Below are 13,404 nucleotides of genomic sequence, written 5' to 3' on the forward strand. Positions count from 1 at the left end.
TCCTTATGCTCTGCGGTTCCATGGAACCTCGCGCCGCTGCGGGGGGAGTTCGGCGCCGTCTTCTAACATTTCGGCATCCGGAAAGGCGGCTTCAACCGCTTTTACCATCGGATGCTCGCGCATGGCGGATTTTGCCGCCTCGACCTTGGCCTGCGCTGCCTCCTCGATCGAGGGCACAGCCAGCGCGGGATCGCCCGTTTCAAGCTGCCAGCGCTTGCCAGAGATAGCGTAGAGCGCGTCCTTGAGGATCGGCTCGATATTCTGGTCGAAGCGTTCGTCTCGCGAATAAACCAGCCGCCCGTCCTCGACAGTGATCGGCCGCACTTGGTAGCGCATGAGATTGGCCGCCTGCATCTGACCGGCATTGTCGACCTTTTCGACCAGTTCGTGCCAATCGAGCGAGGCCGCGGGTGCCTCGCCGCCACTTTCGCCCGAAGCAGCCGGAGCGGAGGGCGCGCGCGACGCAAGTTCTTCCAGCTTCTTCGCCAGCTTGCCCGGATCGGGCATGCCGGATGCATGCAATACGCGAAGCAGTGCCATCCGCGCGGAGACAAGCGGATCGGGCGCCTGCCGGACCTCGTCATGCCCCTTGAGCAAGAGCTGCCACAGGCGATGCACCTGCCCGACCTCGAGGCGGTTTGCCCATTCGGTCAGTTGCGCGCGTTCTTCTGCAGTCGTCCCGTCGGCCTCGCCGCCGGCAACCTGGGCAAGCGCGATGCGGTGGGTGAGATCCATGAGCGACCGCATCAAGGCGAGCGGCTCGACGCCAAGCGCGTATTGATCGTCGACGGCAGCGAGCGCGGCCTTGGCATCGCCATCGAGGATGTGCGCAAACAGGCGCCGCTGGGCGCCCCGATCGGCGAGGCCGAGCATGTCGCGCACGCGTTCAGCCGTGACCTTGCCGCCCGTATCCATGTCTGCATGGGCGATGGCCTGATCGAGGATCGACAGACCGTCGCGCACCGAACCTTCGGCGGCATTGGCGACGATGTGGAGCGCCTCGTCCTCGGCCTCGACACCTTCCTTGCGGCAGATTTCGGCGAAATGCGCTTCGAGCAGTTCGACCGGGATGCGGCGCAGGTCGAAACGCTGCGTGCGGCTGAGCACGGTGACCGGAAGCTTGTCGACTTCGGTGGTAGCGAAAAGGAATTTCACATGCGCGGGCGGTTCTTCCAGCGTCTTCAGCAACGCGTTGAAGGCGTTGCGCGAGAGCATGTGGACCTCGTCGATGATGTAGATCTTGTAGCGCGCGGAAACGGCCGCATAGCGCACCGCCTCGATGATCTCGCGCACATCGTCGACACCCGTATGGCTGGCAGCGTCCATCTCGATGACGTCGATGTGGCGACCTTCGGCGATGGCCGTGCAGGGCTCGCACACGCCGCAAGGGCTGATCGTCGGACCGCCCTCGCCGTCTGGCCCGATGCAATTGAGCGCCTTGGCGATGAGGCGCGCAGTCGAGGTCTTACCGACCCCGCGAACACCGGTCATCAGGAAGGCATGCGCCAGCCGGTCGCGCGCGATGGCGTTGGCCAGCGTGCGCACCATCGCATCCTGACCGATCAGTTCGGCAAAGGTCTGCGGTCGGTATTTGCGCGCAAGCACGCGATAGGGCTGCGCAGCTTCGGTCGGGGCTGCGGTCGGCTCCACCAGACCAGCCTCATGCGCGACAGGCCCAGGTTCTGCAGGCATTTGCGCTGCAGGAGGGGCAGGTGCCGGCTCGGGAGCGGGCTCGGGCGCATCTCCGAACATGGAATTCTGCCCCGCCGCTTCCAGTTCGGCAGCGCTCGGCGCATCGTCATGAGCATCGGTCTCCCAGGGAAGGCCGTCTGTATTGTCCGGTGAATCACCCATCCCACCTGTCTAGGACAGCCTTCCGATCTTGTCGAAGCCCCCGGTGGAAATTAAGCACGGAATTTCCATGGGGGTCGCAAATCTTATGAAAATTCAGAATCTGTTTGTCGCTGCAACTGCGCTGCTTGCCCAGCCTGCGCATGCTCAATTGTTCGCAGTCGACACCGAAACGCATCGCGTTTTGGAAGCACCGCCCGAAAGCTTCAGCGCGCCGGTCCTCGACCGCATGTGCTCCACAAGTGGCGCAATGCAATACGATTGGGGTCAGACCGGAGTCCCGCTCAGCAGCAGGATCATGGAAACACTGGACATGAGCTTCGTCCTGCCGGAGCGCATGGCTCCGTTCGAGGAAGCGCGTCCGCGTTCTACCCCCTGGTCGGACCGGATGGCGTGGATGTCCTACTGGGTTGCCGTCGGCCGGGGGGACGACGTGGAGGCCGGTTACCACGCATTCGTCGATGGACTGACACCCACGATCGCGGAAGAAGGCTGGCAGCCTATAACCCTCGACATGGATGAGCTGCCGATCGGCCTCATGGCCTATTACGGCGACTACGTTTTCGAGAGGGAAATCGAAACCGAGGGCGGGCCGCAGCGCCAGATGCTGTCCATCTCCTATTCGATGGGCGACGTCTCACTGACCTGTGGGGTCGCAGACATTACCATGGACATGGTCGGTGAAACCTTCGGTCAGCTGCCCGATGGGACACCGCGTCCCGAGCAGACCGAGATCCCGCTTCCGCCCCGCTTTGGCGCGCAGCAATGTGGCGATCCGAATTTCACCGCACAGATCTGGGACCAATCCGATACCAGTCCAGCCACGACTTATCTGAGCGCGCTGTTGCGCCGGCAGGACTACTATTCGCGGCTGGTGCAATGGTTGGGCTGGAAGCTGGACGAGTCCGGTCAGTTCACTCCCGAGGAAATCATCGGCCTGATGATGGGCTCGGACGGCGCAGGCGGATTTGCGAGCGCGATGCTCGGCGCAATGGATAGCTTCGGGGAGGCGCTGGAGGTCAGCAAGGCAATGTGGGACACCCGTGAAGCAGGCGATCGCGCAGGCTTCTGCCTTGCCACCATCCGCATGCAGGACCTGATCGTAAAATTCGACGAAGCAGGTCGTCAGGGCAACAGCGCTGCAATCACGGCGCTCGAACGCGCCGCGAGAGAGAAAGGCATTTCGCTGGATTAATGGAAAAGGAGCCGAGCGACCCGCCGCAATTCACCTGGGCTGCTTCCTTCCGGACCTGACCCGGTGAGCGAACGCAAACGTCCACCCGACTCCCGGCGCGCCATATGGCTGCGGTTTGCCCAGATTTCAACTCCGCATTTCAAGCGGAGCGATTAGCGGAAATTATCGGCGTAGGCCTGCAGCTTCAGAGTGTGCGGCGGCGTTGCGTGGACGCGGGCCGCAATGCCGTATTTCTCGGCATAGGCCTTGGCCTCTTCCTTGCTCGGGAACTTGAGCTGCACCTGCGCCTGCGTATCGCCGCTGCCGGTCCACCCCATGAGCGGGTCAGCGCGGCGCGCTTCGGACTGTTCGAATTCGAGCACCCACTCGTCGGTGCGGGCCTTGCCCGATTGCATCGCGCTCTGCGGTCGCTGGTAAATACGTGCTGCCATAGTGGGCGCCCCTTAATTCAGCCGCCGGATTTTGAAAAGGCGTTCTTGGTCTTCAAACTCGGCTTTTCGGCCCAGGGTTCCTCAGGCCAGCGGTGCTTCGGGTAGCGGCCCTTCATGTCCTTGCGAACATCGGCCCAGCTTCCACGCCAGAATCCGGGCAGGTCACGGGTCGACTGGATCGGGCGCCCGGCGGGACTGGTAAGCTTCAGCAGAAGCGGCGTCTTGCCAACCATGGGGTGGCGTTCGAGGCCGAACAGCGCCTGCACACGCACTTCCACGCTCGGCGCATCGTCACCCGTATAGTCGATCGGGTGCGTCGTGCCTGCGGGCGAGGTGAATTCACGCGGCGCTTCCGCATCGAGGCGCTGGCGGTCGTTCCAGTCGAGACCTCCGAGAAGCGCATCGACCAACCGCCCCTTGGGAATGTCCAGATCGCGCCGACCGGCCAGCAAGGGCGCAAGCCAGATGTCGGCGGTTTCGGCGAGCCGTGCTGCGGAGAAACTGTCCAGACCGATGAAGGCGGCCCGGGCAAGGAGTTCGGCCGGCAGGAGTTTTGCCGGGTTTTCCAGAACCTTGTCCACAAGCATGTCCACAACGGCTTGGGAATCCGGCTCGGCGTCGGACCCGCTGGCGAGAGTGATTGCGCCCAACCGCCGCTCGAGCCGCGCCTCGACGCGTCCGTTCTTCCAGCGCAGCACCGATCGCCGCTCGATCCTTTCACCGAGCCAAGCGGTCAGTTCGCTCTCCTCCAGCGCAATCGCCGCCGTGATGCGCGCGCCTTTCGCCTGGCCCTGGGCATCCCCGATCACGAGAAACTCCGCACGTGCGAGCGGAGAGGCCGGGTCGAGAATGAAGCCGCGTCCTCCCGAGGCGATCCAGTTCTCGCCGGAAGCATCGCGGCGCTTGGCAATGAAGTCTGGGCGCCCCGCCGCGAGGAGAACGGCGGGCGGTACGTCCTCGGAACCCTTGCGCTCGACCAGCGCCTCCGCCTGTTTGGCCCATCGTCCTGCCAGCTTGCGACTGGCCTCCGCGCGGGCGCCCCTGTCGGAGTTCCAGCGCTGCAAGCGCGCCTCGAGATCTTCGCCGCGCCCGCCAAGCCCCCTCTCCTGCAACAGCAGCGCCAGCCGCGCAGCCGTCTGCGCATCTCCCCTCTCCGCACCGAAGAGTACCATCGCGGCCGACGCCGGATCGAGCGGCAGGCTGGCGAGCTGCGCACCGCGAGGCGTGATACGACCGTCTTCGCCCAGTGCACCCAATGCCCTGAGCGTCTGACGCGCGGCACTGATCGAGGCTGCAGGAGGCGTATCGAGCCATTGCAGGCTCGCCGGATCGCCGGTCCCCCACTTCGCCAGATCGAGCACGAGCGGCGCGAGGTCGGCGATCTCCATTTCGGCCGGATCGTATGATGGACGACCGGCATGGCCGCCCTCCTCCCACAAGCGGTAGGCAACGCCCGGCCCCTGACGTGCCGCACGGCCAGCGCGCTGGGCGGCAGCAGCCTGGCTCGCGCGATGGGTCACGAGGTGCGTCGTTCCCGCAGCCCGGTCGAATTCCGCACGGCGCGAAAGGCCGGCATCGACCACGACCGACACACCGTCGAGGGTGAGAGAGGTTTCGGCAATGGCCGTGGCAAGCACGATCCGCCGGCGCCCCTCGGGGTCTTTCCTGATCGCGGCGCGCTGATCCGCTGGCTGCACCTGCCCATGCAGAGGCAGGACGAGCGCCTTTGGCAGTCGGGCTTCGACCCGCTCGCGCGTTCGCTCGATCTCTCCGACACCCGGCAGGAAGGCGAGGATGTCCCCTTCTTCCTCGCGCCATGCGGTTGCGATGGCTGCCGCCATGGCGTCTTCGATCCGCTCCTGCGGCGCCGAGCCGAGCCAGCGGATGTCGAGCGGATAGGCCCGCCCTTCGCTTTCGATGACAGGCGTGCCCTCGCCCATCAGCGAGGCGAAGCGCGCACCGTCGATCGTCGCCGACATGACCAGCACGCGCAGGTCTTCGCGCAGCACGCCTCGGCTTTCGAGGGCAAGCGCAAGGCCGAAATCGGTGTCGAGGTGTCGCTCGTGCGCCTCGTCGATCAGCACCGCGGACGCGCGTTCCAGTTCAGGATCGTCGAGGATCATGTTCACGAAGATCGCCTCGGTCACGACCAGAACGCGCGTGTTTGCCGAACGCTTCGTATCGAGGCGCGTCAGGTAGCCGATCGTCTCACCTGGCTTTTCGCCGAGCATCTGGGCCATGCGCTCCGCCGTAGCGCGTGCGGCCACGCGGCGGGGCGAAGTGAGGATGACCATGCCATCGCACCAGTCTTCCCCGATCAGGGCAGGCGCGACAGCCGTCGTCTTGCCGGCCCCGGGAGGCGCGACGAGCACCGCCGCACTCGCTTCGGACAAGGCGGCGAGCAGGTCGGGTAGGACATCGTGAATCGGCAGGGTCTCGGTCACGGTCACGCTATTCGCACAGATCGGGCACGCGCACAGCCCCGAGGTGGCAAGGTTTACGCAAGGCACTGAATTCACGCTCCGAAATCATTGCATTTGGTGAAACGCCATAATTGCTGGTATCCAGCCGCGTCCTTGCTTCTTCATTCGGGTGGAGGGGGTGGGGTCTTTTCACCGTCGCACCGTCAATTGGCGGGCCGGTCAAGGGGCGCAAAGCAAGGGAGAGACACATGAGAAAGATGATGACTGCGCTTGCCGCAGTAACGATGTCGATGGGCATGGCCGCGTGCAGCGAAGCACCGGAAACCGAGGTTGCCACCGAAGAAGGCGGTATCGCGGGAACCTGGAAGGTCAATCTCGACAGCGCCTCGTTCGAAAACGACACGCGCAACTTCACGCTCGCCGACGGGCAGTTCCAGTGCGACAGCTGCACGCCGCCCTATGGCTATGCCGCCAATGGCGAGTGGCAAACGGTCGACCGGCCGGGCGCCGACAGCCAGATGATCGAAGTCGTCGACGACAACACCGTCAAATTCGCCAGCCGCCTGGGCGACAAGGACCTCGGCGGGGCGACTTGGACCATCAGCGAAGACGGGCAGACCGCGACCGCAGACTGGACCGACCTTGCCGGCGATGCCCCTGTCACTGGCAAGACGATGTACACGCGCACCGCACCCGGTGCGGAAGGCTCGCACGCCATGTCCGGGGAATGGGCCGTCAGCGACGTGGCCGATATCAATGACGAAGGCCTGACCTTCACCTACACCGTGGACGGCGACACGCTGACAAGCACCGGCAATGGCGACAGCTGGACGGCGACCTTTGGCGGCGATCCGGTCGCGATCGAAGGCAGCGATTCGGGAGTCATGGTGGCGGTCGAACGTCTGTCCGACAATTCCTTCCGCGAAACCTATTCGCGTGACGGGGAAACGCTTTCGAGCACGGACATCACGATCGACGGAAACACGCTTTCGGGCGTCTCGTCGGGAGCGCGCGACGACAGCGTGGTTCGCTGGACGGCAACGCGCCAGTAAGCGAAAATCGGGAGCATCCGGCCTGCGTCCTGCGGGCCGGATGTTTCGTCAGTAGCCCCGGGAAACGGAGAACAGTGCGGCCTGCGTCATGGCCTCTCGTGCACGGCCATCGGGGAAGATCGAAAGCGCATCAATCGCGCGCTGCGCAAAATGGCGCGCCCGCGCCTTGGTATCGGCAACCGCCTTGTGGCGATCGATCAGGCTGATGGCGTGTTCCAGATCCTCGTCAGAGGTGCGGAAGCCTGCAATCGCGGCCTTCCAGAACTCGCGTTCTTCCTCGCTGCCGCGCGCATAGGCGAGGATGACCGGCAGGGTCATCTTGCCCTCACGGAAATCGTCGCCGCGATCCTTGCCCATCTGAGCCGCGTCCGCATCGTAATCGAGCGCATCGTCGACAAGCTGGAAGGCAACGCCGAGATTGCGGCCATATTCGTCCAGCGCCTTCTCTTCCTCGTCGCTGCATTCTGCGACCACCGCTGCAATACGGCTCGCAGCAGCGAACAGGGCTGCGGTCTTGGCGCGGATGATGTGGAGGTAGCGTTCCTCGCTGGTGTCGATCTTGCGCTGCGCTGTCAGCTGGTCGACCTCGCCTTCGGCAATGATCGCGCTGGCGCCCGACAGGATCTTCAGGACCTTCAGGCTGCCGTCTTCGGTCATCAGCTCGAAGCTGCGGCTGAAGAGGAAATCGCCCACCAGCACCGTCGCCGGATTGCCGAAGATGATGTTGGCCGCCGCCTTGCCGCGTCTTAGGTCGCTGCCGTCGACGACATCGTCATGCAGCAGCGTGGCGGTGTGGATGAACTCGACTGCTGCGGCCAGCTTGTAGTGACGCGCACCGGTGTAACCGACCAGTTCTGCACCGGCGAGCGTGAGCATGGGACGAAGGCGCTTGCCGCCGCCCGAGATCAAATGTCCGGCCAGGGCGGGAATGAGCGGTACTTCGCTCTGCATCCTGTCCAGGATGACCTGGTTGACCTGGTTCATGCCATTGGCGGTCAGCGCCAGCATTGGCTCAATCGAGGGCTCTGGCCCTTTTCGCGGCAGGGGGACGACGTCGGCAGTCATTACAGCTTGGCCATGTCCTGCCTATGCTTTCTTGGCAAGTCCGGTTTTGATGATAGCTTGGCAAGCGATGACGCAAGACACGCAACACTCCGAGGGCGAAGACGGCACGCTGGCAGGCTTTCGCAAGAGCATCGACAATATCGATGCAGCGCTTGTGCATATGCTGGCCGAACGTTTCCGCATCACGCAGGCCGTCGGTGCCTACAAGGCGAAAGCCACACTGCCGCCCGCCGATCCTGAGCGCGAAAAAGCGCAGATCGCCCGTCTTCGCAGGCTGGCCGAAGAAAGCGAACTCGATCCGGAATTCACCGAGAAGTTCCTGCGTTTCATCATCGACGAGGTGATCCGCCACCACGAACAGGCGCGCTCTGCGGACTAGCCTTCTTTCGCCATCCCTGAGCGCGGGAGCTTCAGCCTGACCATCAGGCCGCCAAGGTCCTCGCTCTCGTCCAGCTCGACAGTACCGCCGTAGATTTCCGCCACATCGCGCACGATGGCAAGGCCAAGGCCGGTTCCGGGCTTGCCGGTGTCCAGCCGCGCGCCGCGGTCGAAGATTCGGACGCGTTCGGCATCGGGAATGCCTTTGCCGTCATCCTCGACCCAGATGGTGCAATTGTCGAAATCGATCGGGTCTGCATCGACCGTAACGAAGACGCTGCCGCCGCCGTATTTGGCTGCATTCTCGATCAGGTTTCCGAGAATTTCGTCGAGGTCCTGCCGTTCGATTGCGACAGCCGCCTCGCGGTTTCCGTCGAGGTCGAAGCGCGTGTTTTCGTAGATGCGCGTGACAGCGCGGACCACGCTTTCGGCGCTGGGCCAGACATCGGCGCGCGCGTGACCGGTCGCCCGCCGGCCCACGGCACGGGCGCGAGCCAGATGATGCTCGACATGGCGCTGCATGGTCTTGGTCTCGCGGCAGACAAGGTCTGAGAGCTTGGGATCATTCGCGGTCGCGGCATTGGTCAGGACGGTCAGCGGCGTCTTGAGCGCATGTGCGAGGTTGCCGGCATGGGTCCGCGCTTCCTCGGCCTGCTTCTCGCTGTGAGCCAGCAGGGCATTGATTTCCTCGACCAGCGGCTCGACTTCCAGCGGAAGCGGTTCCTCGATCCGGTTCGCGCCTTCCGAACGCATCGACTGGATCGCGGCACGCACACGGCGCAGCGGCGACAGGCCATAATAACTCTGCAGTGCCGCCATCATCAGGAGGCCGAGACCGAGGACCGCGAAGCTCCAGAACAGGATCGAGCGGATACGTGCAATCTGGAAGTCCAGCTCCTCGCGCGCCGAAGCGACCGTGAAGGTCCACTGCGTGTCGCTGTCGGGCAGGATGATGTTGCGTTCCACAACGCGCAGCGGCTCGTCGGCGAATTGTTCGCTGTCGTAGAAATGCGGCTCGTCGTCGATGTGGCTGCCATCGACCTCGAGCGTACGATCCCACAGGCTGCGGCTGGGATAGGGTTCCTTGTCCGGCCCACTGATCTGCCAGTAGACGCCGCTGTTCACCTCGAGAAAGCGCTGGTCGCCGAGCGAGCGATAGAATCGCACATCGCCCCAGTCATCGACCTCTGCCGAGGCGATGAGGGCTGTCAGGACATATTCGAGCTGGTCGTCGAAATTGCTCTGCACCTGCCGGGTAAGCGTGCGATCGAGCGCGAAGCCGCCACCCAGCAGCAGGACCGAAATCCAGATCCCGGCAATAGCCATCATGCGCGCAGCAAGACTGCGACGCTGGCCGGGCTTTTCGCCCAAGGTTACCGGTTGCGCATCCGCGGCGGGCGCAGCTTCGACGGCTGGCAGGGAACCCGCCGCCGGACGCGCTTCGCCCGCTACATCGTCAGGATGCGCGGGGTGCGTCGGCGGGGTCGTCGAGGCTGTAACCGAGTCCACGGATGGTCGTGATCACTTCCGCACCCAGCTTCTTGCGGATGCGGGTAACGAAGACCTCGATCGTGTTCGAATCGCGGTCGAAATCCTGATCGTAGATATGTTCGATCAGTTCGGTGCGGCTGACCACCTTGCCCTTGTGGTGCATGAGGTAGCTCAGCAGCTTGTATTCCTGCGCGGTCAGCTTGACCGGCTCGCCCTTGCGCGTCACGCGGCCCGAACGTGTGTCGAGACGCACGTCGCCAGCGGTCAGTTCGCTCGACGTATTGCCCGAAGCACGACGGATGAGCGCGCGCAGGCGGGCGATGAGTTCTTCGGTCTGGAAAGGCTTGGCCAAATAATCGTCCGCGCCCGCGTCGAGGCCGGCCACCTTGTCGGACCAGCTGTCACGCGCGGTGAGCACGAGGACTGGGAACTTGCGGCCTTCCTTGCGCCACATGCCGAGTACGGTCAGCCCGTCGATCTCGGGCAGGCCGAGGTCGAGGATCACTGCATCGTAATCTTCGGTGGAGCCGAGGAAATGCCCATCCTCGCCATCGGTCGACAGGTCGACGGCATAGCCGTTCTGTTCGAGCGTGCTCTTGAGCTGCTGGCCCAGCGTCGGCTCGTCTTCGACGATAAGGATTCTCATGAATTTCCGTCCTTGCTAATAATCTTGCGCATGTCGTTCAAGTAGATGAACGCGTCAAGATGAGCGAGGTTTCTGATGACGGAAATCAGCGGCTGCGGCGCAGGATACGGCCGGTACGCGCATCGACATCGACATAGAGTACGCGGCCGTCGCGGATGAACTTCAGGCGATAGGCCATGGCCGTCCGGTCATAGTCGAAGCCGAGGTATTCGGCCCCGCGCATGGTCGGAAGCACGCGGTTCTCGATCTCGCGCGAGCTGAGGATATTACCCGCACGCATTTCCTTGCGCGCTTCGCCCTGGTCGGAGCGACGCTGCGCCTCTGCCGGAGTGGCAGTCAGCGGCCCGGCGACGAGGCCGAGTGCGAGCAAGGATGCGAGAAGCGGTTTCATAATGAAGCCTTACTAGGCATGGAGCATTGAACAAGGTGTGAATGTTGACGTTCACACACGTTCAGCGAACCATTTCGTATTTCACTGTCACATTGACCGAAGTGCTGACCAATCCGGGCTGCACCGGGGCGGATGCCTCGGCGACATCCATCGTCGCGACCGCGCGCATCTGGGGAACCGGGCCGCTGCGGCCGGTGATCGTTTCGTTCACTTCGAGCAGGCGGAGGTCGGAATAGCCGGCCAACCGCGCATATTCGAGCGATTGCGCGCGGGCCCGCTCCATCGCCCTGCGGCGCGCTTCGGCCTTGGCCTGGGTATCGTCCTCGAGGCTGAAACGCGGCCCGTCGAGGTTGGTCGCCCCTGCCACCACCAGTGCATCGAGCACCTTGCCGGTCTCGTCCACCTCGCGCAGCTTCACGCTGACCCGGTTGCTCGCCTGGTAGCCGCGGAACACCTGACGCTGCGTACGCTGGTCGTAATCATAGCGGGCATTGAGGTTGATACCGGTGGTCTGGATATCGCGTTCTGCAATGCCGAGGGCCTTGAGACGGTCGATGACCTTGCGCATTTCGACCGAATTCAGCCGGAGCGCTTCGACCGCGGTCGGCGCATCCGTCGTCACGCCTGCCCCCACCGTCACGAGGTCGGGGTCGGCCTCCACCTGTTCCATCACGGTCAGTTCGACCACCGGACCCTCGGTGGAAATCTGCACCTCGGCTGCATGCGCGCTGCCCCCGATCATGGCGAGGCCGAGCGAGGGAACAAGTAGCTGTTTCATAATCTGTCTCCGTGTCGTGACGGCAAGTGTCGCCTTGCCCGCTTTACGGTTGGCTGAACGGGGTTGTTCCGTATCGCTTCGACTTCACAGCGCCTCGGATGCGCGATACGAGGCGTAGCGAAGAGGGGAACCACTGCCATGAAGTTTGCGGAACTCGTCCTTGCCGCAGCAGCGATGCTCGGCGCAGGCCTGGCCAATGCCCAGTCGATGCAGCCGGTGCCGGACCGCGCGGAAGGCGAAGGCCCCTATCCCACGCTGATCGTTTCGGGCGCGACCATGATCGAAGGATCGGGCGCGCCCCCGATGGGGCCGGTCGATATCGTGATCGAGGGCAACCGGATTACCGCGATCCATGGCGGCGGCGCACCTGCCGAAACCCGGGCGAAAGCGGCCAGGATCATCCATGCCAAGGGCATGACCGTGATGCCGGGCTTCGTCGATACGCACGGACACAACGGCGACCCGTCGAAGGCTGCGCAGCCCTCCTATGGCTACAAGCTGTGGCTCGCCCATGGCGTCACCAGCGTGCGCGGCGTGTCCTTCTATTTCGGGCCCGGCCAGGGGGACCTTTCCGATGCGCAGCGTAGCCGCAGCAACACGATCACCGCCCCGCGCCTGTTCCCCTACTCCGTCTTCGGCGACAAGTGGGACGGCGGCGCGATCGATAGCGAGGCCAAGGCGCGCGAGTGGGTCCGCTGGGCCAAGGCGCGCGGCTTCTGGGGCATCAAGTTCTTCAATTCGCATGGTGCCGATATCCTCGGCGCAGCACTCGACGAAGCCGACAAGCAGGGTCTTGGCACCGTCTCGCACCTCGCCCAGCCCGGGGTCCAGCGCGTCAACGCGGCCAAGGCGGTCGAACTGGGCATGGATGGGATCACCCACTTTTACGGCCACTTCGAGAGCCTGCTCGATGAAAGTGCCCTCCCCCGCTATCCCAAGGGCTACAACTACTTCGACGAGCAATCGCGCTTCGGCTGGGTCGCTCGGCTGGCAGACCAGGTGGTCGAGCCGGGTAGCGAGCAGTGGAATGCCTATATCGACCACCTGATCGAAAGCGGCGTGACGCTCAGCCCGACTTTCAACATCTACTCCGCAAGCCGCGATGTGATGGCAGCGAAGAACCGTGACTGGCACGCACGCTACACGCTTCCGAGCCTGATGGATTTCTACGCGCCAAGCGCGACCAATCACGGCAGCTATTACAAGGACTGGAGCACCGAGGACGAGGTCGCCTGGCGCAAGTTCTACCGCTACTGGTTCGACCTGACGAAGGAGTTCCACCGCCGCGGCGGGCGCGTCACCGTGGGCAGCGATCCGGGCTATATCTACCAGACCTGGGGCTTCGCTTATGTCGGCGAGCTGGAGATGCTGCGAGAGGCTGGTCTCGAACCGCTCGAGGTGATCCGCGCCGCTACCGTTTCGGGCGCGCAGGAAATCTACGATCCTCGCGGCGAGACCGCGCCGATGGGCACGATCGAGGTCGGCAAGCTGGCCGATCTCGTCATCGTACCGGGCAATCCGCTCGACAACCTCAAGCTGCTCTACGGCACCGGCCATACCAGGCTGAATTACGAGACGGGCGAGATCGAGCAGGTCGGCGGCGTTCGCTGGACCATCAAGGACGGCATTGTCTACGACGCGCCTGCCCTGCTTGAAGATGTGGCACGGATGGTCGAGGAACAGCGGGCAAACTAGGGGCGCGA

General features: G+C 63.9%; 12 protein-coding genes and 1 other RNA gene. 4 read left to right on the forward strand and 9 right to left on the reverse strand.

What is annotated here, in order from left to right:
- Nucleotides 1-3: 3 nt before the first annotated feature.
- Nucleotides 4-1,854, reverse strand: coding sequence for a DNA polymerase III subunit gamma/tau (locus K3136_RS03560; RefSeq protein WP_221431536.1), 1,851 nt, complete (start codon nucleotides 1,852-1,854; stop codon nucleotides 4-6).
- An 85-nt stretch (nucleotides 1,855-1,939) separates the two neighbouring features.
- On the opposite strand from K3136_RS03560, the gene K3136_RS03565 reads away from it, so the two are divergent.
- Nucleotides 1,940-3,046 carry a hypothetical protein gene (locus K3136_RS03565; protein ID WP_221431537.1) on the forward strand — a complete coding sequence of 369 codons (1,107 nt, stop codon included), beginning with the start codon at nucleotides 1,940-1,942 and terminating at the stop codon, nucleotides 3,044-3,046.
- A 1-nt stretch (nucleotide 3,047) separates the two neighbouring features.
- Here K3136_RS03565 and ffs read toward each other — a convergent pair.
- The 3 genes from ffs to hrpB form a co-directional block, all read right to left on the reverse strand.
- An RNA gene (gene ffs / locus K3136_RS03570) (signal recognition particle sRNA small type) lies at nucleotides 3,048-3,142 on the reverse strand.
- A 56-nt stretch (nucleotides 3,143-3,198) separates the two neighbouring features.
- Nucleotides 3,199-3,477 carry an ETC complex I subunit gene (locus K3136_RS03575; protein ID WP_221431538.1) on the reverse strand — a complete coding sequence of 93 codons (279 nt, stop codon included), beginning with the start codon at nucleotides 3,475-3,477 and terminating at the stop codon, nucleotides 3,199-3,201.
- A 17-nt stretch (nucleotides 3,478-3,494) separates the two neighbouring features.
- On the reverse strand, nucleotides 3,495-5,921 hold the full coding sequence (hrpB, locus tag K3136_RS03580; protein ID WP_221431539.1) for an ATP-dependent helicase HrpB: 2,427 nt from the start codon (nucleotides 5,919-5,921) through the stop codon (nucleotides 3,495-3,497).
- A gap of 227 nt (nucleotides 5,922-6,148) precedes the next feature.
- Between hrpB and K3136_RS03585 the strand changes: the two genes are divergently transcribed.
- Nucleotides 6,149-6,952: a hypothetical protein gene (locus K3136_RS03585; protein ID WP_221431540.1), complete on the forward strand. Its 804-nt coding sequence runs from the start codon at nucleotides 6,149-6,151 to the stop codon at nucleotides 6,950-6,952.
- 48 nt (nucleotides 6,953-7,000) lie between these two features.
- On the opposite strand, the gene K3136_RS03590 is transcribed toward K3136_RS03585, so the two are convergent.
- Nucleotides 7,001-8,017: a polyprenyl synthetase family protein gene (locus K3136_RS03590; protein ID WP_221431541.1), complete on the reverse strand. Its 1,017-nt coding sequence runs from the start codon at nucleotides 8,015-8,017 to the stop codon at nucleotides 7,001-7,003.
- 67 nt (nucleotides 8,018-8,084) lie between these two features.
- Between K3136_RS03590 and K3136_RS03595 the strand changes: the two genes are divergently transcribed.
- Nucleotides 8,085-8,396, forward strand: a complete 312-nt coding sequence (locus tag K3136_RS03595; protein ID WP_221431542.1) for a chorismate mutase — start codon at nucleotides 8,085-8,087, stop codon at nucleotides 8,394-8,396.
- Here K3136_RS03595 and K3136_RS03600 read toward each other — a convergent pair.
- The 4 genes from K3136_RS03600 to K3136_RS03615 all read right to left on the reverse strand — a co-directional run bounded on the left by K3136_RS03600 (nucleotide 8,393) and on the right by K3136_RS03615 (nucleotide 11,701).
- A complete protein-coding gene (locus K3136_RS03600; RefSeq protein ID WP_425594359.1) occupies nucleotides 8,393-9,904 on the reverse strand; it encodes a sensor histidine kinase in 1,512 nt (503 codons plus the stop codon). The genes K3136_RS03595 and K3136_RS03600 overlap by 4 nt on opposite strands.
- Nucleotides 9,852-10,532 (reverse strand): response regulator transcription factor, encoded by a 681-nt coding sequence (locus K3136_RS03605; protein ID WP_221431543.1) that lies wholly within the window; start codon nucleotides 10,530-10,532, stop codon nucleotides 9,852-9,854. Before K3136_RS03605 ends, K3136_RS03600 begins: the two co-directional genes overlap by 53 nt.
- 85 nt (nucleotides 10,533-10,617) lie before the next feature.
- Nucleotides 10,618-10,923, reverse strand: a complete 306-nt coding sequence (locus tag K3136_RS03610; RefSeq protein WP_221431544.1) for a PepSY domain-containing protein — start codon at nucleotides 10,921-10,923, stop codon at nucleotides 10,618-10,620.
- A 61-nt stretch (nucleotides 10,924-10,984) separates the two neighbouring features.
- Nucleotides 10,985-11,701, reverse strand: a complete 717-nt coding sequence (locus K3136_RS03615) for an SIMPL domain-containing protein (RefSeq protein WP_221431545.1) — start codon at nucleotides 11,699-11,701, stop codon at nucleotides 10,985-10,987.
- A gap of 138 nt (nucleotides 11,702-11,839) precedes the next feature.
- Between K3136_RS03615 and K3136_RS03620 the strand changes: the two genes are divergently transcribed.
- On the forward strand, nucleotides 11,840-13,396 hold the full coding sequence (locus tag K3136_RS03620; protein ID WP_221431546.1) for an amidohydrolase family protein: 1,557 nt from the start codon (nucleotides 11,840-11,842) through the stop codon (nucleotides 13,394-13,396).
- Nucleotides 13,397-13,404: the final 8 nt, after the last annotated feature.

The organism is Qipengyuania gelatinilytica, assembly GCF_019711315.1.
Lineage (GTDB): Bacteria > Pseudomonadota > Alphaproteobacteria > Sphingomonadales > Sphingomonadaceae > Qipengyuania > Qipengyuania gelatinilytica.